The organism is Streptomyces sp. ISL-100 (genome assembly GCF_018614615.1).
In the GTDB taxonomy this organism is placed as follows: Bacteria; Actinomycetota; Actinomycetes; order Streptomycetales; family Streptomycetaceae; genus Streptomyces.
Map to the genome: position 1 here is coordinate 1 of NZ_JAGGOK010000084.1, position 19,432 is coordinate 19,432.

A 19,432-nucleotide genomic window follows, 5' to 3' on the forward strand; every position below is an offset into this window, starting at 1 on the left:
ATCTTCATGAGTCTTCTAGCTACCCCTTGGCCAGCCGCCTCTCGATGGTGTCGAGAGGCAGGACTTCCGCTCCCCCGCTCGCTGAGAAGACTAGATAAAGCTGGTCGGCTTCGGGCGCCAGCGTGCGTAGTGCACGGATGTGATCGAGGGTGACAGGACGTCGGTCGAAGACCGGGGTGTCGTCGAAGACGCCCGGACGAACGATGCCCGGCTGAATTTCCGGATCACGGTCGCGCTCAGGTGGATCCGCTGCCCCACCAACTGGGCTACAGGAAAGGTCGCTCGTCGGGTCGAGCAGCCGTTCGGCGACGAGGTCGGGGACTTCCAGTGTGAGGACGCGGCTCCCCCAGTCGGCATCGACGGTCCACGTGACCAGAACTCCGAGCGTCCACATATCCAGTCCGTCCAGGAAGTCCCGGCCATCGTGACGTGCCGTGGCTTCGGATGCTTCCGGCACACGCACCGTCAGCCGGCGCGTCGGTGCCCGGTCCGCCGACGTCGCTGCCGTCCGGGCCCATTCCTCCCAGGACTCGATGAGACGCGCGGCTGTGGCTCGGGCCGCGTCGTAGCCCTTCCGATTGCTGCGGACGTCTCGCACGATCTCGTACGAAAGGTAGGCACGCACCCCCGGCCGGTCCCAGGGTCGTCCAGCCGCGCTCTGCCACCGGCGCCACAGGTCCACGAGTGCCACGGACACCCGGCTGCTGCTCCCGAGCACCGCGAAAGCCGGTTCCGCACACGGAAACTCGGGCGTGGGGAGAGTTGTTGCGGAAGCAGCTACGAGAAGCTCCTCGGGCTCTACGAACCGGGCTGCCTGGCCTCGCAGCATCTCCAGGTACCGCATCTTGGCCGTCAGCGATGGCTTCGCCCACTCCTGCAGCCAGGGAAAGTGAGCGAGGACGGCTTGTGCCCGATACAGACTCCGTCCCGCGCCACGCCAGTGGGAGAAGATCAGGTCGCGCAGACGCTCGGCGTCCTCACGTGCTTCAGCAAGCGATGTGCCACCTTCCACACCCTCGTCGTCATCGCCGTCGAGATCCTGTTCACTACGAAGAAGCGCAGCGGCGTCCCCCGCCTCCTCGTCGGTCCAGCACTCTTCCTCGTCCGCCTCCGTGTAGGACTGCAACTCGAACAACAGGCCCACCCCGCCGAGAGCCCGCAGGAATATGCCCAGCGCGGTAGTCGGTCGGCCCCAGGCGCCCAATGCGGCGCATCGCGAGCACAACCGTTGCATCGTCGTCGTTTCCAGCGGCACGTCGACAGTTCTCACGTCGGACGTGCGTAGCTGTCCGCACCGCCTGGACACGTGCAGATTGGCCGCCTTGCTTTTGGCCGAATACACCGTGATCAACGAGCCCGCGAACGGCCCCAGTGGAACGTCAGCCATCGACAGTTTGCCACCCACAAGTCCCCCCATCTCTCCTCCTCGAAGCCTAGAGCCAAGCAACACCGACACCCCTTTTCAGACACCAGAACGGCGCTCCGCCGAACCACCGAAGAACGCCGCTTCATCTTTTGCATGCTCTTGGTCAACACCGACGCCACTGCGTGTACCGGGCACTGGTCCCCAGACCTGGTCCCCAGGCCGATGCCGCACCATCTCCCACCGACAAGCCGCTGCGCGCACATACGACACGCACCCGCACTGCAAAAACGGGACGTGACCTCAACGGCGAAGCACCGAAGATGCGCTTGCCGCGGACCAGGAAATCGCGACATCCGTCGGCGAGCGCAAACAATGATCAGGAGAAACGCCGGTTTGGCCAACCGGCGATCCCGTGGTAAAGGCGCCAGGCATGGCCGCCAGCACGGATTCCCAAGCAAGCAAATAGAGCGGGCCGCTTCGAAGCGCCTGCCCCATCTCATGCACCGCTGGCACCTCAGACTGCGCTCTGGGAAGTAGAGCGCCACCCTGCACTGCGGGCAATGACACGCGTCAGGTTTCCGAGCGACGGGCAAAGCCAGCGGCCCGAGCTCGAAGAGCGGGCCCTTCTACTCTGCGTGCTTGTCAGGTCAAGGACGTGGTGGTCGTCACCCGCTACACGTTGAAGCGGAACTCCACCACGTCTCCATCCTGCGTGACGTACTCCTTGCCCTCCATACGGGCCGCTGCAGCCGCCGCCGATATGTGTGCGTCGGCAAGTTGATCGACGGCATACGTTGGCGGAGCTTCGAGACCGCCGCGTGACCTTCGCCCTGATCTGCACACTGGTCCAGACCGCCCGAGAAAGCCGCCAGTGAACCTTGCCCTACTGGCGAGCCATGGAAGCACACGCTCCGAGACCGGCATACAGGACCGCCGCCAGCGCCTGAACATGCTGGCATGTGACGGCACCAACTGCGAGTTCCAGCAGGCCCAAAAGGCCATTCCCAACAACCAGCCTTCACCAACGTTCCGTGCATCCGAATCGGCATCGTCTACCGTCCAGCCGTGTCCAGCCAGTTCGGGGCCCGCCCTCCACAACAGCGAGGTACACGCACCCGGTCGAGGTGGTGGGTGGTGGCGGAGAACGGAGGGGCGAGGAGACGCACGGTCTACCAATGGTGCGGAGCCTCGTCGAAGACGCGTCTCCGCAGATCACGGCCGCAACTGGCCGCAAAAGCTTTCATTCCGAAGGGGCCCCGGTAGTCGGCCTCGACCAGTCGAGAGTCGAAGCGAAGGTCGTACAGCCGTAGGACGAACCCCGATGGCGACGTGGTCCTGCACAATCCCCAGGACCACGTCGCCATCCTGGTAGGAGCGAAAGGATTCTCGCCCTTCCGGCAAGCAGTATCGACCAGCTGCCCACCGTCCCCGTGCACACATGAAGGCGGCGAACCGCCAACCGCGGCCTGATAGGCCCCAGGGTCCAAGTGGCGGAACATAGCTTGGAATGGCCGGTTAGCCAAACCGGTGTTTCTCGGGACGATGGTTTCCCGACGTTCGCCCGAGCACCATCTCGGATCGAAGCGTCCAGTGAGGGCCCATCTCGCCTCGGGACGACTGCAGCGCGTTCTCCGTTCGCGAACTGTGTCGTCCGTCTCTGGACTGTTGCGCAGATCCGTTTAGTGTTCCGTACTGCCCGGAGATCAACCGAACTTGCCCGCCGAACAGATAGCACAGACCACCGGCATTGAGCCGCAATGCGAGAAGGAGGCTGCAGCGCACCCCGCACCCCGCACCCCACCGCCCCGGTCGCGCCCCGTCCCACAGCCGACCGCCCCTCCTGGCCAATGCCTGGTACTCGACCAATGAGCTCGCCACTCGCCTACGCCTGGACGCCTCCACCCTCCGCCGCTGGCGCACTGCCCGGCCACTCCAAGGGCCGCCATTCATTTCCATATCGGGACGCGTCATCATGTACAGCTCTCTCGATGTTGAGGAATGGCTGCGCAGTCGGCGTACCGTTCCCGGCAAGGGGCGCAATGGCTGATAAGAGCATTGTTCCTGTCGGCGTCCGGCTCTCCACCGATATCGAATACCGCCCTGATCGCCCCGCTCCGTATCGGGCACGAGTCCGCTGGACCGATCCAACCAGCAAGCTCCGCCAGTCACTGTCGGAGGGGAAAGGCAGCGAAGAAGAAGCCCAGGAGTGGCTCCAGACCATCATCGAGGCCGCGCAAGCCGGAATAGCACCCACCCTTGCCACGATGAAGCTCGCCGAATATGGCGAAGCGAACATGGACCTCGCCTTGCGCGGCCTGGAGTTGAAGACGCTGGACCCCTACCTGGCGGGGTGGCGGACGCGCGTGGTCCCTGCCCTTGGCCACCTCGCGGTGCGGATGATCACCAACGGTGTCGTCGACCGCAGCGTGCAGAACTGGATCACCGACGAGCACAGCCGCTCGACGGTGAAGAACACCATCGCCGTCCTGGTCCGCGTCATGGAGCAGGCAGTCCGAGACGGCATCATCAAGGTCAACCCAGCCCGTGTCACCGGCTGGCAGAAGCTCTACAAGCAGGCCGAGGACGAACTCCTCGACCCCCGCGCCCTAGCCCTTCCGGACTGGCAGACTCTCGTCCGGCTGGCTGACGCACTCGTGGCCGCCTCCCACGACCGGTACCGCGGCTGGGCAAACGTCGTCCTCTTCACCGCGTGCACCGCCGCCCGGATCGGCGAGGTCTCAGGCTGCCGCGTCGGCGACATCGACACCAGCCAGTGGATCTGGACCGTGCGGCGTCAGACCACACCCGCACCCGGCGGGCTGACCGACAAAGGCACCAAGGGCAAGCGGGCCCGCAAGGTTCCCATCATCGAGGAGATCCGGCCCCTCGTGGCCCAGCGCATTCTGTCCGCCGGCCCCGACCCCGACGCCCGCTTGTTCACCGGCCCGCGCGGCGGGCGTATCTCCACCGCTGTCCTGCGTGACGCGACGCACTGGGACGACGTGGTCACCCGACTCGGCTACGAACATCTGCGCCGCCACGACCTCCGGCACACTGGCCTGACCTGGTTCGCTGACGCAGGAGTGCAGGTACACGTCCTGCGAAGGATCGCCGGCCACGGATCGCTGACCACCACCCAGCGCTACCTCCACCCGGAAATACACAAGATCACGGCCGCCGGTGCGGCACTCTCGGCGCACCTGAACGTGCTGCGCGCCCCGCGTTCCCTGCCGAGCCCGATCGTCGTCACCCGCTGACGCTGGTCAAGGACCGCTGGTCCCCAACTGGTCCCCAAAAATGATCAAGGGCCGGTTTCGGATTGCTCCGAAACCGGCCCTGACCTCGACTCTTTCGAGTCGGGACGACAGGATTTGAACCTGCGACCCCTTGACCCCCAGTCAAGTGCGCTACCAAGCTGCGCCACGTCCCGGTGCCCGTCTGCCTGGGGTTTCCCCTGGCTGAACGCGCTTGAGAACAATACCGCACTTGGGCCGGTGGTCACGAACGGCTTTTGGCTCCGTGTACTCAGACGCGCTTGTCCAGCCAGGCGGTCAGGTCGTCCTGGACCTCGTCCCGGTTGGTCTCGTTGAGGATCTCGTGGCGGGCGCCTTCATATCCCTTCCAGGTGAGGTCCTCGGTGCCGAGGTAACGGAAGTCCTCCAGGAGTTCGTAGACGAGGGTCATCCGCTGGTTGCAGGGGTCTTCCGTGCCGACGGCGATGTGGACGGGCAGGTCGGCGGGGATGCGGGCGAGATTGCGCGGGTCATTGATCTTGCGGACCGCGTGCACCCAGTCCAGCGTGAGGCCCGCGCTGAAGGCGAAGCCACAGCGCTCGTCCGCCGCGTACGCGTCGACCTCTGCCTCGTCGCGCGAGAGCCACTCGAAGCCCGTGCGGTGCTGATACGGGTCGTTGAAGGAGGAGAAGAGGGCGGGGAGGTACGGGGAAAGAGCCGTGCGGCCGCGCTCCGCGATCTCCGCCTCCAGACCGGCGATCGACGCGTGGAGCTCGGCTCCCGGGAGCGTACGGAACGTACCGGAGAGGATGAGGCCGGCGAGGCCGTCCGGGTACTCCTGGGCGTAGTCGCGGGCCAGCATCGAGCCGAGGCTGTGGCCGAGCAGCACGACCGGCACCCCGGGGTGAAGGCCCCTGGCCTGGTCGCCCACCGCCTTGAGGTCGTCGACGATCGCACGCCAGCCGTTCTCCCCGACCACGCCGTAGCCGCCGGTGCCGGCGGCGGTCGCGCCGTGGCCGCGGTGGTCGGAGGCGATCACGCCGTAACCGTGGGAGACCAGGTGCCGGGCGAAACGGTCGTAGCGCAGAGCGTGTTCGCACGCGCCGTGGGCGATCTGGACGAGGGCGCGGGGCCTGCCGCTGTCGGGCAGCCAGGTGTACGCGGCGATCTGGGCGCCGTCGCCTGCGGTCGCCGTTCCCGTGCGGTGTGCGGTGCTCATCGGTCGCGCCTCCTGGGTGTGTCTGCTGGTGTATGTGCTCCGGTACTTGCTGACCTCCCCACGGGAGAGCGGCTCACACCGGACCTCTGCCGACCCATTGACCGCCTGTTGGCGGGAACCTACTCTGAGCGACGCACTTCAGAAAGCGCTTTCTGCACCCGCGGCCGCCTCACCAGCACCGGGAGCGCCCATGAGTCACCCCGCGCGAAGATTCCTTCTGCCCTTCACCGTTGTCGGAACCCTGCTGGCGCTGATTCTCGGACTCGGGGTGGCCTCACCGCCCCGCGCCGAGGCAGCGTCTTTCCGTGTTCTGGTCTGTCTCGTACACGGTCCGCAGGATCTCGTCGCAGCGCTCGACGGTGATGTCGAGGGGCTTCCCGACCGCGGACCGACCTGCGTATCGGCGTACTCGGCTACGGACTGCGCGGCAGCAAGGCCTGACCAGCGCGGTCGTCGCCCTGCACGGCTGGGATGCGGCACGTGTCCCTCATCGCCCTGCCCCGGGACACGGTCCACACCGCATGCGCTGCGCGAGGCCGTCACCATCGACGTCACGGACGTATGCAGTGTCAGATGCCGCCGTCCTCGCGGCGCCGGATCAGTTCGGCCAGCTCCGCGGCCATCGCCTTGATGGTCTCCAGTCCCGCCCGCCCCCACTGCCTTGGCTCGGTGTCGACGACGCAGACCGTGCCGAGCAGGATGCCCGTACGGTCGAGGACGGGCGCGCCCATGTACGACCGGATGCCGATCTCGTCTACGACCGGATTGCCCGCGAACCGCGGGTAGTCGCAGACGTCCTCCAGAACCAGTGCCTTGCGCCGCGCGACGACGTGCGGGCAGTACCCGTGATCGCGGGCGAGGAACCTGCCGATGCGGCTCGTCGCGGCGACCGATCCCAGGTCGGTGCCGCTGTGAGTGCCGGTCGGGGTGTGCAGACCGGCGAAGAACTGCCGGTTCTCGTCAATGAAGTTGACCATGGAGTACGGCGCTCCGGTCACCTCCGCGAGCCGGTCGGCGAACATGTCGAAGGCAGGCACGGCCCGGTCGCCGAGCCCGAGCTCATGCAGCCGCCGCACGCGGGCGGGCGCCTCCGGGTCGACGGGGGTGAGCAGCAGTTGACCGATCCGGTCGTATGTCATGTGGGTGCTCCGTAGTTTCCGTAACTCGACGCGGCCGACGAAGTCGGCGAGGCCGGGATGATGGTGAGCAGGTGCCGGACGAGGGTGACCAGCGTCTTGATCGCCGAGCTGGCGATACGGGCGTCGCACAGCACGACGGGGACCTCTGTCCCCAGGCCGAGGGCGGCCCGTACCTCTTCCGGCTCGTAGCGGTGCGCGCCGTCGAACTCATTGACGGCTACGACGAATTCGATGCCGCGCCGCTCGAAGAAGTCCAGCGCCGAGAAGCTGTCCTGGAGGCGGCGGGTGTCGGCGAGCACAACGGCGCCCAGGGCGCCCTTGGAGAGTTCGTCCCACATGAACCAGAAGCGTTCCTGGCCGGGTGTGCCGAAGAGATACAGCACATGGTGCTCGTCGAGGGTCATCCGGCCGAAGTCCATGGCGACGGTCGTCGTGGCCTTGTCCTCGATGCCTTCGAGGCTGTCGGTCCCGACGCTCACCTGGGTGAGCAGTTCCTCCGTACTGAGCGGTGCGATCTCGCTGACCGCTCCCACAAAGGTCGTCTTACCGACCCCGAATCCGCCCGCGACGAGGATCTTGAGTGCGGTGGGAAACAGATCAGAGCCGTCGTCGTAGGCCATCTAGCACTGCCTCCAGCAGGGATAGGTCGGTGGGCTGGTCGTCGAAGCGGGGCGCGTGGGTGGTGAGCGCCCCGCAGCCGACCAGATCGGAAAGCAGCACCTTGGTGACGACCACGGGAAGCCGCAGATACGCCGCGATCTCCGCCACCGAGGTGGGGTGTGCGCACAGTCCGAGCGCCTGGGCGTGCTCGGGACCGAGGTGCATCAGGGGCTCCGTTCCGGTGGCCCGCACCATGGTCAGCAAGTCGAAGGCGGTCGTGGGGCGGGTCCGGCCGTCGCTCACCGTGTACGGACGGATGAGCCGGCCGGCCGCGTCGTCGAGCCACGGCCCGTCGTGCGGGGGCAGCACCTTCAGCGTCCCGTGGCGCTCGCCGCGCCCGCCCTCTGCCTGGCCGGTGTCATCAGATACGGCCGTACGCTCTTGACGAGCATCGCCATCTCGTAACCCAGCACCGCTGCGTCCGCCTCACGCCCCGCGAGCACCGCGAGGCAGGTGCCGGAGCCCGCGGTGGAGACGAAGAGGAGCGTGGAGTCCAGCTCGACGACGACCTGGCGGACCTCGCCGCCGTCGCCGAAGCGGGCACCCGCGCTGCGGCCGAGCGAGTAGAGGCCGGAGGCGAGGGCGGCCATGTGGTCGGCACTGTCGGTGTCGAGCCCGTGGAGCGACTTCACCAGGCCGTCGGAGGAGAGCAGAACCGCGCTGCGTGTGAAGGGAACACGCTGGACCAGGCCGCTCAACAGCCAGTCGAGATCGGACACTTGGCCGGTCGGCGCATCACTCGCCATGGTGCATCTACTCCTTGGGGTACTGCGGGCGGAAGGTGTGGAGGGGCGAAAGGGAGGGGCGAAAGGGAGGGGTTGAGGCGGAGGCAGTGGTCAGCCTGCGTCGCCCTCGCTCGGGTGGTACGGCTGCGGATGCCGCTCCGGGGCAGGGGCCGGAGGCGGCGCCTGGGTCGTGGCCGGGTCCGGTGCCTGATCCGCGTGTGGCAGGAGGTGCGGGTCGGGCTGCGCCTCCGCCAGGCCGATGCCTCGCTGGAAGGCCGCCATCAGACCCGGGTCGTGAAGAGCGGGGTACTCGTCGTCCTGGCGCGCGACGGGGGCTTCTCTGAGCTGGGGCACCAGGCTTTCCTGGCTGCGGCGTCTCGGCAGGCTGGGGCGGCTCATGGTGCCGCGCACGTATCCGTCGGCGCGCGGCTGGGCCTGCGTGTGGACCGGCTCGGCGGAGAGATCGGGCCGGTGGGAGCCGATGCCCGGGCGGGCGGCGGCCGGGGTGGGCCGGTCCTCCTGCGCGCCGCGCACGGGGAGCGGCGCGTGTGCGTTGCTGTGACCGTTGCCGTTGCCGTTGCCGTTGCCGTTGCCGTTGATGGCGGGAGGGGAAGCGGGTGCGGCGTGGGCGGGTCCGGGACTGGCGGGCGCGGGCGTGTGCGCGGGCGGCGACGTGAGAGGGGGCCCGGGCGTCACCGGCGCGGGTGCCGGGACAGTCTGCCGGGTGCCGGCGGCCGCCGCCCGGCCGAGACCGCCCTGGTCCTCCCCGCCCAGCAACCCCTGCGGCAGCACGAGCACGGCCTGTACGCCGCCGTAGATGTTGGCCTGGAGGCGGACGGTGATGCCGTGCCTGCGGGCCAGCGCCGACACCACGAACAGGCCGATGCGCCCGTCCTGGAGAAGACGGCCGACGTTGACGTTGTCAGGGTCGTGGAGCAGGGCGTTCATCTTGTTCTGCTCGGTCAGCGGCATGCCCAGGCCCCGGTCCTCGACCTCGATGGCCAGGCCCGCGGTGACGTGCTGGGCGCGGAGCAGCACAGTGGTGTGCGGGGCGGAGAACACCGTGGCGTTCTCGACGAGCTCGGCGAGGAGGTGGATGACGTCGGCGACGGCGTGGCCGCGCAGCGTGCCGTCGATGGGCGGCACCAGCTTGACCCGTGAGTACTGCTCGACCTCGGCGATCGAGGAACGCAGTACCTCCATCATGGTCACCGGGTTGCTCCACTGACGCCGGGACACCGCGCCGCCGAGGACGGCCAGGTTCTCCGCGTGCCTGCGGATGCGGGTGGCGAGATGATCGACGTGGAAGAGGCCTTTGAGCAGCTCGGGGTCCTCGACATCATTCTCCAGCTCGTCGAGCAGCTGGATCTCCCGGTGTACGAGCGACTGGAGCCGGCGGGCCAGATTGACGAAGACCTCGACCTTCTGGTCGGTGCCCGTGCTGCTGGACAGCTGCGAGGCCTGCACGACGGCGCCCACGGCAGCCTCGTGGGCGCGTCCCAACTCCCGTTCCAGCAGGTCGAATTCGTCGTCGCCCTGCGCGGCGGGCGGTGGCGTACGCCGTGCGGGCGGCCCTTCGCCGCGCCGCAGCTGCTCGACGACCGCGCGCAGGTCGGCCTGCCCGCGCGCGCTGGTCCTGCGCAGCGCGTTGCAGCGGTCGAGGACGGTCTTGGCAGCCCGGTCGGCGCCCACGACGGCCGCCGCCAGCGAGACGATCACGAGCGCTCCGGCACCCGCGAGCGCTACCCATAAGCTGCGCGCCGACTCGGCGGCGGTCGCGGCGGTGGCGGTGGCCGCGGTGGCGCGGAGGGTGAACAGCACGGCCGCGGCGCCACTGAGGGCGACGACGACGGCCGGGAGTACGGCGGCGCGCAGGAGCTGAGGGCGTATGTGGAAGTCGGGCATCGGCTGCGCGGGATGAGGCCGGGCGCCCGGGCGTCCGTGCCGCCCGCCTTCGCGGCGGTCTGCGCGCGCGGCGGGTGCGCGAAGTTGAGACATCAGCGTCCTCGGTACGTGGGGCCCCAGGGATCGGCGTACTGCGTCTGTTCGACCACGGTCGGTCTGGGCTCAACTTGGGCGATGTGGCCCCATGTTGATCACCGGGCACTCACAGTAGTCGGCAACCTTTCATGATCGACGCGCAGTTGCCAAACTTGCCCGCGCAGCGTCCCGCTCTGGTATGACGCCTCGTACTACAGACCGAAAAACTGATGGCTCCCGCGGCCCTAAACGGCGGGCGCGGTCTCCGGTTCGCCGGTGCCCGCGATGCGGCCGGAACCCACCTTCCGCCCGGGGGCCGCGGGCATGCCGCCGCCCGTACGGTCCGCCGCCGACCCCTTGGCGACCGCGCGCCACCACGGCGCGGCGGGGAGGGCTGCTCGCACCGAGGGCTCGAAGGGCTCGCCGGGGCGCGGCAGCGCGATCCGGGCTCCCGTGTCGGCGGCGGCCTTGAGGGTGCCCTCGGCCGGTTCGGACCACGGGTGCGGGGCGAGGTTGAACGTACCCCAGTGGATCGGCAGCATCGGGCCGCTCGACGGACCGGCCGACGGGCCGCCCTGGAGGTCCAGGTGCGCCTGGATGCCCTCTGCGGGCGTCATGTGGATGTCGGGCCAGTACTCGCTGTACGCACCGATCTGGATCATGGTGGCGTCGAACGGGCCGTGCTCGGCGCCAATGTCCTTGAATCCTTCGAAGTAGCCGGTGTCGCCGCTGTGGTAGATCCGGCGCTCCGGTCCCGTGACGACCCAGGACGCCCAGAGCGTGTGCTGCTGGTTGCGCAGGCCGCGGCCGCAGAAGTGGCGGGCCGGGGTCGCGGTCAGACCGAGCCCGGCGATCTTCACCGTGTCGTTCCAGTCCAGCTCGTGCACGCGGTCGGGGGGTACGCCCCAGCGCTCGAGGTGGGCTCCGACGCCGAGCGGCGCCGCGAAGGCCGTGCGGGTGCCGGCGAGCGCCCGGATCGTAGGCATGTCGAGGTGGTCGTAGTGGTCGTGCGAGATGACGACGGCGTCCAGCGGGCCGATCGACGCCAGGGGCACGGGAACGGGGTGCAGCCGCTTGGGCCCGACGAAGGAAAAGGGGGAGCAGCGCTCGCCCCACACCGGATCGAAGAGCACGCGCCGCCCGTCGATCTCGGCGAGCACGCTCGAATGGCCCATCCAGGTGAGGCGCAGTCCGGTGGCGGGCGGCTCGGCCAGGTCGGTGAGGGTCGTTGCGTGAAGAGGTACGGGGCCGGCCGGCGTCCTACGGCGCCGCTCCTCCTTGCGGAAGTAGACCTTGGCCAGTTCGAGCGTCGATCCCGAAGGTCTCGTCCGCGCGCCCACCGGGTTCTGGAAGACCCCGTCGGCGAAGTTGGGCGAGCGCCTGATGCGCTCCATCCGCTCCCCGGCCGGATCCGCGCCGAAGGCGGCGGTCCGCAGCGAGCGCAGCCGGGAACGCAGCGGTGGCAGAGCGTCAGCGCCGGTCACAGGACCTCCATGGGCTCAGCGTCTTCGCCCATTATGAGTGCCGGGTACGACAGCGCGGGAACGGGGCCATTACGGACCCGGTACGGGACGGCGTACGAGCCGGGGTACGGCGCGCGGCGCGGAGCAGTCGCGGGACAGCCGCGGGACAGCCGCATGTATGGCCGGAACTGATTGGCGGTTCAGTAACAGATCTCGTTGACACGGGTGCTTCCGGCTCCAGATACTGACTGACGGTTCAGTTAATCCACCGTTGCGACACCGCCGTCGTGCCTGGAGGCACCCATGTCCGACCTCCCCACCGAGCTCGTTCCGCTCAACGCGGAGCAGCGCGACATCGTCGAGCTCACTCGTACCTTCGCGCGTGAGGAGATCAGGCCCCGGGCGCGCGCCGTGGACGAGGCGGACACCGAGACGCCCTGGGACCTGTGGCGCAAGGCCGCCAAGGTCGGCCTCACCGGATTCATGCTCCCCCAGGAGTACGGAGGCGGCGGTTTCACCGACGTCTTCACCCAGTGCCTCGTGCAGGAAGAGCTGTGCGTCGGGGACCTCGGCATCGGGAATCTGCTCTGCTCGAACGGCTTCTTCGCCGACCCCCTGATGGAGCTGGGCAGCCCCGAGCAGAAGCGTGAATGGCTGACCCCGCTCACCGGGCCCGACACCCCGATGACGTCCCTGGCGACCACCGAACCCGGCTCGGGATCCGACGCCGCCTCGATCGTCACGACGGCGACGCGCACCGCCGGCGGCTACCGCATCAACGGCCAGAAGTCGTGGATCTCCAACGCCGGAGAGGCCGAGCAGTACGTCGTCTTCGCCAAGACCGACCCCTCGCAGCGCTCGCGCGGTGTGACGGCATTCCTGTTCCGCAAGGACACGCCCGGGGTGTCGTTCGGAGAGCCGATGCGCAAGATGGGACAGCGCGCGATCGTCTGCCGCGAGATCTTCCTCTCGGACGTCTTCGTTCCCGACGCCGACCGCCTCGGCGACGAGGGGCAGGGCTTCAGCGGACTGATGCGTACGTTCGACATCTCGCGCGCCGTACTGGGCGCAGCAGCGACGGGCGTCGCCAGGGCCGCGTACGAATACGCCCGCGACTACGCGACGACCCGGCAGCAGTTCGGCAAGCCGATCATCGAGCACCAGGCGGTGGCGTTCCGGCTCGCCGACATGCGCACGCGCATCGAGCAGGCGCGGCTGATGACCTGGCGGGCCGCCAAGCGGCTCGACGCGGGGCTCGACGCGACGCCCGAGGCGGCGATGGCGAAGCTGACCGCCTCGGAGACGGCGGCGTACTGCACCTGGGCAGGTGTCCAGACGCTGGGCGGCTGGGGGTACTCGCGCGAGTACCCGGTCGAGCAGTGGATGCGTGACGCGCGGCTCGAAGAGATCGAAGAGGGGACCTCGGACATCATGCGCCTGGTCATCTCGCGGAGTGTCTGAGGTGGCGGCGCGAGGGGTGACATCCCACGGGCGTTACGGCCCCGAGGCCGCGATGACCGGCGGCGAAGCCCTGGTCAGGGCGCTGGCCGCGCACGGCGCCCGCATGGCGTTCGGTATCCCCGGCACGCACAACCTGGAGATCTACCGGCATCTGGAGCCGTACGGCATCCGGCATGTGACACCCCGCCATGAACAGGGCGCGGGGTACGCCGCCGACGCCTACGCCCGGGTCACCGGCCAACCCGGCATCGCCGTCACCACCACCGGGCCCGCCCTGCTCAACATCGCTGCGGCGGCGGGCCAGGCGTACTCGGACAGTGTGCCGCTGCTGATCGTCTCGCCGGGCATGCCCCTGCGCCACCCCCGGCAGCCGACCGGCATGCTGCACGAGATGCGCAGCCAGACCCAGACGCTGCGCGGGGTCGCCGCCTTCAGCCACCGGGTGTCGACGGTCGAGGAGATCGGTGCGGCGGTCGCACGGGCCTTCACGCTCTTTCGCACCGAACGCCCCCGTCCCGTACACATCGAAGTACCGCTGGATCTGCTGGAGGACGCGGAGCGGGTGGGCGGCGTACGCCTGGCGCCGCCGTCCGCCGAGCGGCCGCCCGGCGCCGCGCCCGTGCGGGAGGCCGCGGCTGCCCTGCTGGCGGCTCGCCGGCCGGCGCTGGTTCTCGGCGGCGGCGCCCGGGAGGCGGGGGCGGAGTGCCGCGCGTTGGCCGAGGAACTGGGTGCGTTCGTCGTGACCACGGCCAACGGCAAGGGGATTGTCGACGAGTCCCACCCACTGTCGCTCGGCGTTTCGTTGCACAGTCCGTCCGTACAGAAGGCGCTGACCAACTGCGATGTGGTCCTTGCCGTCGGGACCGAGCTCGCCGAGTCGGACCTGTGGTCGGCGCCGCCGTCCGCCCTCGGCGGGACGCTGATCAGGGTGGATGTGGACCCGGCGCAGATGTACGCCGCAATGCCCGCGGACGTGGCGCTCGTCGGCGACGCGCGCGACTCGCTCAGGGCGCTGCGGAAGGCCACCGCCGGTCAGCGCCTTACGAGCCCGGCCACGCTCAGCAGCGCCGTCGCGGCGCTGCGCGGCGAGCGGGACGCGGAGACGGCCGCCCGGGACGCGCGGTGGATTCCGTACCTGCGCGCGATCCGTGGCGTGCTGGACGAGGACGCCGTCATCACCTCGGACAGCGCGCAGTGCTGCTACTACGGCGCGATCCCGCACCTGCCCGTCGGTCCCCGTGGCCGCTACCTCCATCCGACCGGGTTCGGCACGCTCGGATACGCCCTGCCTGCCGCGATCGGCGCGAAGTCGGCGTATCCCGGGCGGCAGGTTGTCGCGCTGAGCGGCGACGGCGGGCTGCAGTTCACCGTGCAGGAGTTGGCGACCGCCGCGCAGCTCGGACTTCCGCTGCCCGTCGTCGTGTTCGACAACGGGGGCTACGGCGAGATCCGCGACGAGATGAACGCCCGCGGCGACACACCGACCGCCGTCGACCTGCCGCGCGTAGACCTGCCGGCGCTGTGCCGTGCGTACGGCGGCGGGGGCACGCACGCCGCGTCCCCCGGCGCGCTCGCCGAGGCGCTGGCGCGGGCGCTGAAGACCCCCGGTCCGACCGTCATCACCGTTCCCGAGGAGAGCACCGTATGAACGCCCCCCTGATCTCGCAGATCTGGACCGATCACGTCACAGGGCGCCGGGGCTTCCTGGTCGTCGACCGGCTCGTACGCGGCGTGTCCAGCGGCGGCCTGCGCATGCGCGCGGGCTGCACGCTCGACGAGGTCGCGGGACTGGCCCGTGGCATGACGATGAAGGAGGCCCTCCACTACAACGCCGAGGGCCGTTACATCCCGCTCGGCGGCGCCAAGGGCGGCATCGACTGCGACCCGCGGGACCCCGAGGCGTACGGCATCCTGGTGCGCTACCTGCGCGCCATGCGGCCGCACATCGAGAACTTCTGGACGACCGGCGAGGACCTCGGCCTGACCCAGGACATCGTCGACAAGGCCGCCACCGAGGCCGGCCTCGTCTCCTCCATCCAGGCCGTCTATCCGCTGCTCGACGACGAGAGCGCGGCGCGGCAGCGGCTCGCCGACGCGTTCGCCGTCGAGGTCGACGGCATCGGCCTCGACGAGCTGGTCGGCGGCTGCGGAGTCGCGGAATCTGTGCTCGCGGCGCTCGACCGCGCGGGGGTCGCGTACGAGGGGACCCGTGTCTCCGTACAGGGCCTCGGCACGATGGGCGGCGCGACGGCCCGCTTCCTGTCCCTGGCGGGGCTGAAGATCGTCGCCGTGGCCGACGTGAAGGGTACTGTCGCCAACCCGGACGGCCTGGACGTCGAAGCGCTGCTCGGCGCGCGCGACGCGTACGGCGCGGTGGACCGGGGCGTGCTGCGCGCCGGGGACCTCGAACTGCCGGGCGACGCCTGGCTGTCCGCAGAGGCGGAGGTGCTGATTCCGGCGGCTGTCTCGTACGCCGTCGATGCCACCAACCAGGAGCGCATCGGCGCCGCCGTCCGCTGGATCGTCGAGGCGGCCAACATGCCGGTGCTGCCCGACGCGGAGCTGCTGCTGGCGGAGCGTGGAGTGAGCGTCCTGCCGGACGTCGTCGTCAACTCCGGTACGAACGCCTGGTGGTGGTGGACCCTCTTCGGCGACATCGGCGCCGACGCGGACGAGGCGTTCGCGTACACGCGGCGCTCGATGCGCGCGCTGATCGACCAGATGCTGGCGCGGGCCGAGGCGGACGGCACGACGCCGCGCGCCGCGGCGCACGCGATCGTCGCCGACCGCCTGCCGGTGATCGCGGAGCGGTTCGGGTGGTACAGGTGACGCGCACCGGCCTGGAAGCGCTCTTCGACCCAGGATCGGTCGCTGTCGTCGGCGCTTCCGCCAACCCGGGGAAGTGGGGGTACTGGCTGGCCTCCGGGGCCCTCGAAGGACGTGATCGCCGTACGGTCCACCTGGTGAACCGGCGTGGCGGCGAACTGCACGGCGTACCCTTCCTGCCCGGCCTGGACGGCCTGCCGGACCCGCCGGAGCACGTGGTCGTCGCCGTACCTCCGCGGCAGGTGAGGCCCCTGGTGGCCGAGGGTCTGGCGGCGGGGGCCCGCTGCTTCACGGTCATCACGTCGGGCGGTACGAGCGCGGACGAGGAGCGTGAACTCGCCTCCCTGGTCACCGGGTGCGGAGCCCGGCTGCTGGGCCCCAACTGCATGGGCGTGGTGGACACGACGACCGCCCTGCGCCTGAGCTGGGGTGACTTCCCGGCGGGTGCGGTGGGCCTCGTCTCGCAGAGCGGCAATCTGGCACTGGAGATCGGCAGGCTGCTGGCCCGCGCCGGTCAGGGCTTCTCGCGCTTCGTGTCGCTCGGCAACCAGCGCGACATCGACGCGGCGGATGCGCTGGACGCGCTGATCGGGCACGGCCCCACCCGGATCGTGGCGGCGTACGTCGAGGACTTCCGCGACGGCCGCCGCCTGGCCCGCACCCTGACCACGGCGCACGCGGCGGGCAAGCCGGTGCTGCTGCTGACGGTAGGCCGCAGCGAAGCCTCGGGCCGAGCAGCGGCCTCCCACACCGGAGCCCTGGTCAGCGCCCGCGCGACGGTGGAGGCGGTGTGCCGCGACGCGGGAGCCTTGCTGCTGGACACGGCGGGCGAGCTCGTGGATACGGCGATATGTCTACTGGCGGCGCCGTCACGGGCATCGGCGCTACGACCGCCGGCGAACGGGGGCCTGAGGCACGCGCCGGCCGCGCGCGACGGACGGCCCGTCGGGGCAGCCGCGGGCGCGAGGCACACCGTGAGCACCGAAGCGGCCGAATCCTCCCACCACGTGCGGCACATGTGCGACGCACGCGGCGGCACGGGAGCCGCGTCCGACGCGGAGAAGGAGCGGGTGGCCTCCGGCGAAGCCCGGGACGGGGCCGATGCCGACGGCTGGCCGGAGCCGGCAGGCCACCGAACACGTAACGCCGTCCCCGAAGTGGGAGAGACCCACAGCGAACGGCGCACCGCCCGCCCGCTCACCGGCGCCGCCGGCAGCGGGTGGCTCGCCCACGCGGATCGGCAGCGGGGCGCGTCGGGCCTCGGGGCGGAGGTCGGGGCGTCCCCGGCGGTGGAGCGCGTGGGCGCGCTGTCTGGCGGGGATGCGCGGGGCTCGGAGGCGGAATCCCCCGGTGGTCGGCGGCGTGGGCTGCGGGTTGGTGTCGTTGGGGACAGTGGGGGACAGGGGGCCCTGGCCGCCGATGCGTTGGTGGCGCGTGGGCTTGAGGTGCCCGGGCTCTGCGCCGACACCTCGCGCGAGGTCGCCGCTCATCTGCCGCCCGGTGCGGCCTGCGGCAACCCCGTCGATCTCGCCGGGGCAGGCGAGGCGGATCTGGCCAACTACGCACGTATCGCACGCGCGTTGCTGTTCAGCGGAGACGCCGACGCCGTCGTACTTACCGGGTACTTCGGCGACTACGCCACCGCCAACCCCGCCCAGGCGGACGGGGAGTGCGAAGTCGCGCTTGAACTCGCGGCAGCGGCACGGGAGTCCGGGCGGCAGCTCGTCGTACACACCATGGCGCGCGACTCCCCCGCCCTCGCCGTACTGCGCGCGCACGCCGTGCCCGTGTACGAGCGGATCGAGCAGGCCGCCACCGCCCTCGCCGGGACCGCCAGGCTGCACGCCACCGTCGTGGCGGCTCCGCCCCCGCCGCCGCCTCCGGCCTCGTTCACCGTGCCCGACGGCGGTTACGAAGCCGTGCGTGAGCTGCTCGCCTCGTACGGCCTCACCTTCCCGGCGGCCGGCTTCGTGACGACCGCCGACGAGGCGGCCGACGCCGCGTACCGCACCGGCTACCCCCTGGCTCTCAAGGCCATGGGCCTGGCCCACAAGACGGAGGCGGGTGGCGTCGCCCTCGGCATCGACGACGAGGACCGGCTGCGCGCCGTCTTCGCGCGGATGCGGTCCACCACCGGCGCCGCCCGCTACGCCGTGGAGGCGATGGCGTCTCCCCCGTACGCCGTCGAACTCATCGCCGGCGTACGGCGCGACCCGGCCTTCGGACCCGTCGCCATGGTCGGCATCGGCGGAGTCACCGCCGAACTCCTCGCCGACACGGCCGTCGCACTCGCACCGCTCACGCCCGGCCGCGCCCGCGCGTTGCTGCTGTCGCTGCGCCATGCCCCGCTGCTGACCGGCTGGCGCGGTTCGCCGCCCGTACATCTGGACGCGGCCGCCGCCGCCCTGTGCGCGCTCGCGCGGGCCTGCGCGGAGCATCCGGAGCTGTCCGAGCTCGAAGTCAATCCCCTGCTGGTCCACCCGGGCGGCGCGATCGCCCTCGATGCGCATGGAGTGCTCCGTTGAGAAAGCTGAAGGACACAAGTGGTTCCGAGTTCGCGGGGCGTACGTACGTCGTGACCGGTGGCGGGAGCGGCATCGGCCGTGCGATCGCCCTCGCCCTCGGCGCGGCGGGCGCCCGGGTCGTCGTCGCGGGCCGTACCCCCCTGAAGCTGGAGGAGACGGTCGCCCTGATCGAGAAGGAGGACGGCCAGGCCCTCGCCGTACCGACGGACGTACGGGACCCGGCAGGCGTCGACGCGCTCGTCGCGGCAGCCACAGACCGTTTCGGTCAGCTGGACGGCCTGGTCAACAACGCCGCGGGGAACTTCGTCGCGCCCGGCATCGACATCAGCCCGAACGGCTGGCGCGCGGTCGTCGACATCGTCCTCAACGGCTCGTACTACTGCACCCGCGCCGTCGCGAGGCAGCTCCGCGAGCAGGGCACCGGCGGTTCGGTCCTCTCGGTGATCGCGACGTACGCCTGGCACGGCCACCCGGGCACGGTCCATTCGGCCGCCGCGAAGGCCGGGGTCCTCGCCATGACCCGTACGCTCGCCGTCGAGCTCGCCCCGCTCGGTATCCGGCTCAACTGCATCGCTCCGGGGCCGACCGAGACCGCGGGTGCGGGCGCCGCGCTGTGGGCGACGGACGAGGCGCGGGCCGAGGTGCTCGCGACCGTTCCCGCCGGCCGCTTCGCCCAGCCGGACGAGATCGCGGACGCGTCGCTGTTCCTGCTGGGTGAGCGGGCGTCGTACCTGACGGGCGAGTGCCTGACGGTGGACGGCGGACAGTGGCTCGGCAAGCAGGTGTACGGACGGACCGGTGCCACCACCGCCCCCTGACCCTTCGCGTGTGCGCC

Annotated in this window: 15 protein-coding genes, 1 tRNA gene and 1 pseudogene; 7 read left to right on the forward strand and 10 right to left on the reverse strand. The window is 70.2% G+C overall.

Annotated features, from left to right (window positions below; genetic code table 11):
* Nucleotides 1-19: 19 nt before the first annotated feature.
* Together J7E89_RS33330 and J7E89_RS33335 are read right to left on the reverse strand one after the other, a co-directional pair.
* Nucleotides 20-1,417 carry a hypothetical protein gene (locus J7E89_RS33330; protein ID WP_214978947.1) on the reverse strand — a complete coding sequence of 466 codons (1,398 nt, stop codon included), beginning with the start codon at nucleotides 1,415-1,417 and terminating at the stop codon, nucleotides 20-22.
* Between the two features lie 621 nt (nucleotides 1,418-2,038).
* A pseudogene (locus J7E89_RS33335) lies at nucleotides 2,039-2,119 on the reverse strand (DUF933 domain-containing protein); the annotation flags it as partial.
* Nucleotides 2,120-3,113: 994 nt separating this feature from the next.
* On the opposite strand from J7E89_RS33335, the gene J7E89_RS33340 reads away from it, so the two are divergent.
* Together J7E89_RS33340 and J7E89_RS33345 are read left to right on the forward strand one after the other, a co-directional pair.
* The gene (locus J7E89_RS33340) at nucleotides 3,114-3,413 is read left to right on the forward strand and encodes a helix-turn-helix domain-containing protein (RefSeq protein WP_251061433.1); all 300 of its coding nucleotides are present in this window, start codon (nucleotides 3,114-3,116) and stop codon (nucleotides 3,411-3,413) included.
* Nucleotides 3,406-4,623 (forward strand): site-specific integrase, encoded by a 1,218-nt coding sequence (locus tag J7E89_RS33345; RefSeq protein WP_214978949.1) that lies wholly within the window; start codon nucleotides 3,406-3,408, stop codon nucleotides 4,621-4,623. The genes J7E89_RS33340 and J7E89_RS33345 overlap by 8 nt, the downstream gene beginning before the upstream one ends.
* Before the next feature lie 99 nt (nucleotides 4,624-4,722).
* Here J7E89_RS33345 and J7E89_RS33350 read toward each other — a convergent pair.
* The 8 genes from J7E89_RS33350 to J7E89_RS33385 all read right to left on the reverse strand — a co-directional run bounded on the left by J7E89_RS33350 (nucleotide 4,723) and on the right by J7E89_RS33385 (nucleotide 11,806).
* Nucleotides 4,723-4,796, reverse strand: a tRNA-Pro gene (locus J7E89_RS33350).
* 95 nt (nucleotides 4,797-4,891) lie between these two features.
* Nucleotides 4,892-5,818, reverse strand: coding sequence for an alpha/beta fold hydrolase (locus J7E89_RS33355; RefSeq protein WP_214978952.1), 927 nt, complete (start codon nucleotides 5,816-5,818; stop codon nucleotides 4,892-4,894).
* A 569-nt stretch (nucleotides 5,819-6,387) separates the two neighbouring features.
* On the reverse strand, nucleotides 6,388-6,957 hold the full coding sequence (locus J7E89_RS33360; RefSeq protein WP_214978954.1) for a GAF domain-containing protein: 570 nt from the start codon (nucleotides 6,955-6,957) through the stop codon (nucleotides 6,388-6,390).
* Nucleotides 6,954-7,577 carry an ATP/GTP-binding protein gene (locus tag J7E89_RS33365; RefSeq protein WP_214978956.1) on the reverse strand — a complete coding sequence of 208 codons (624 nt, stop codon included), beginning with the start codon at nucleotides 7,575-7,577 and terminating at the stop codon, nucleotides 6,954-6,956. Before J7E89_RS33365 ends, J7E89_RS33360 begins: the two co-directional genes overlap by 4 nt.
* Nucleotides 7,555-7,926, reverse strand: coding sequence for a DUF742 domain-containing protein (locus J7E89_RS33370; RefSeq protein WP_374196942.1), 372 nt, complete (start codon nucleotides 7,924-7,926; stop codon nucleotides 7,555-7,557). Before J7E89_RS33370 ends, J7E89_RS33365 begins: the two co-directional genes overlap by 23 nt.
* A 2-nt stretch (nucleotides 7,927-7,928) precedes the next feature.
* Nucleotides 7,929-8,363 carry a roadblock/LC7 domain-containing protein gene (locus J7E89_RS33375; protein ID WP_214978959.1) on the reverse strand — a complete coding sequence of 145 codons (435 nt, stop codon included), beginning with the start codon at nucleotides 8,361-8,363 and terminating at the stop codon, nucleotides 7,929-7,931.
* Nucleotides 8,364-8,453: 90 nt separating this feature from the next.
* Nucleotides 8,454-10,340, reverse strand: coding sequence for a sensor histidine kinase KdpD (locus tag J7E89_RS33380; protein ID WP_214978961.1), 1,887 nt, complete (start codon nucleotides 10,338-10,340; stop codon nucleotides 8,454-8,456).
* Between the two features lie 227 nt (nucleotides 10,341-10,567).
* The gene (locus J7E89_RS33385; RefSeq protein WP_214978964.1) at nucleotides 10,568-11,806 is read right to left on the reverse strand and encodes an MBL fold metallo-hydrolase; all 1,239 of its coding nucleotides are present in this window, start codon (nucleotides 11,804-11,806) and stop codon (nucleotides 10,568-10,570) included.
* Between the two features lie 282 nt (nucleotides 11,807-12,088).
* Between J7E89_RS33385 and J7E89_RS33390 the strand changes: the two genes are divergently transcribed.
* From J7E89_RS33390 to J7E89_RS33415, 5 genes are read left to right on the forward strand one after another with little or no spacing between them, the layout of a single operon-like run.
* Nucleotides 12,089-13,246 carry an acyl-CoA dehydrogenase family protein gene (locus J7E89_RS33390; RefSeq protein ID WP_214978966.1) on the forward strand — a complete coding sequence of 386 codons (1,158 nt, stop codon included), beginning with the start codon at nucleotides 12,089-12,091 and terminating at the stop codon, nucleotides 13,244-13,246.
* A gap of 16 nt (nucleotides 13,247-13,262) precedes the next feature.
* Nucleotides 13,263-14,894: a 5-guanidino-2-oxopentanoate decarboxylase gene (locus J7E89_RS33395; protein ID WP_308315679.1), complete on the forward strand. Its 1,632-nt coding sequence runs from the start codon at nucleotides 13,263-13,265 to the stop codon at nucleotides 14,892-14,894.
* Nucleotides 14,891-16,075, forward strand: coding sequence for a Glu/Leu/Phe/Val dehydrogenase dimerization domain-containing protein (locus J7E89_RS33400; protein ID WP_214978969.1), 1,185 nt, complete (start codon nucleotides 14,891-14,893; stop codon nucleotides 16,073-16,075). The genes J7E89_RS33395 and J7E89_RS33400 overlap by 4 nt, the downstream gene beginning before the upstream one ends.
* The gene (locus tag J7E89_RS41375) at nucleotides 16,072-18,597 is read left to right on the forward strand and encodes an acetate--CoA ligase family protein (protein ID WP_308315680.1); all 2,526 of its coding nucleotides are present in this window, start codon (nucleotides 16,072-16,074) and stop codon (nucleotides 18,595-18,597) included. Before J7E89_RS33400 ends, J7E89_RS41375 begins: the two co-directional genes overlap by 4 nt.
* Nucleotides 18,594-19,415 (forward strand): glucose 1-dehydrogenase, encoded by an 822-nt coding sequence (locus tag J7E89_RS33415; RefSeq protein WP_251061434.1) that lies wholly within the window; start codon nucleotides 18,594-18,596, stop codon nucleotides 19,413-19,415. The genes J7E89_RS41375 and J7E89_RS33415 overlap by 4 nt, the downstream gene beginning before the upstream one ends.
* Nucleotides 19,416-19,432 lie beyond the last annotated feature (17 nt).

What these genes read in the sequence shown, in the direction of transcription:
- J7E89_RS33355 (WP_214978952.1), bottom strand. Translation starts at nt 5,818, where the DNA reads ATGAGCACCGCACACCGCACGGGAACGGCGACCGCAGGCGACGGCGCC.
- J7E89_RS33365 (WP_214978956.1), bottom strand. Translation starts at nt 7,577, where the DNA reads ATGGCCTACGACGACGGCTCTGATCTGTTTCCCACCGCACTCAAGATC.
- J7E89_RS33400 (WP_214978969.1), top strand. Translation starts at nt 14,891, where the DNA reads ATGAACGCCCCCCTGATCTCGCAGATCTGGACCGATCACGTCACAGGG.
- J7E89_RS33330 (WP_214978947.1), bottom strand. Translation starts at nt 1,417, where the DNA reads ATGGGGGGACTTGTGGGTGGCAAACTGTCGATGGCTGACGTTCCACTG.
- J7E89_RS33360 (WP_214978954.1), bottom strand. Translation starts at nt 6,957, where the DNA reads ATGACATACGACCGGATCGGTCAACTGCTGCTCACCCCCGTCGACCCG.
- J7E89_RS33380 (WP_214978961.1), bottom strand. Translation starts at nt 10,340, where the DNA reads ATGTCTCAACTTCGCGCACCCGCCGCGCGCGCAGACCGCCGCGAAGGC.
- J7E89_RS33345 (WP_214978949.1), top strand. Translation starts at nt 3,406, where the DNA reads ATGGCTGATAAGAGCATTGTTCCTGTCGGCGTCCGGCTCTCCACCGAT.
- J7E89_RS33375 (WP_214978959.1), bottom strand. Translation starts at nt 8,363, where the DNA reads ATGGCGAGTGATGCGCCGACCGGCCAAGTGTCCGATCTCGACTGGCTG.
- J7E89_RS33390 (WP_214978966.1), top strand. Translation starts at nt 12,089, where the DNA reads ATGTCCGACCTCCCCACCGAGCTCGTTCCGCTCAACGCGGAGCAGCGC.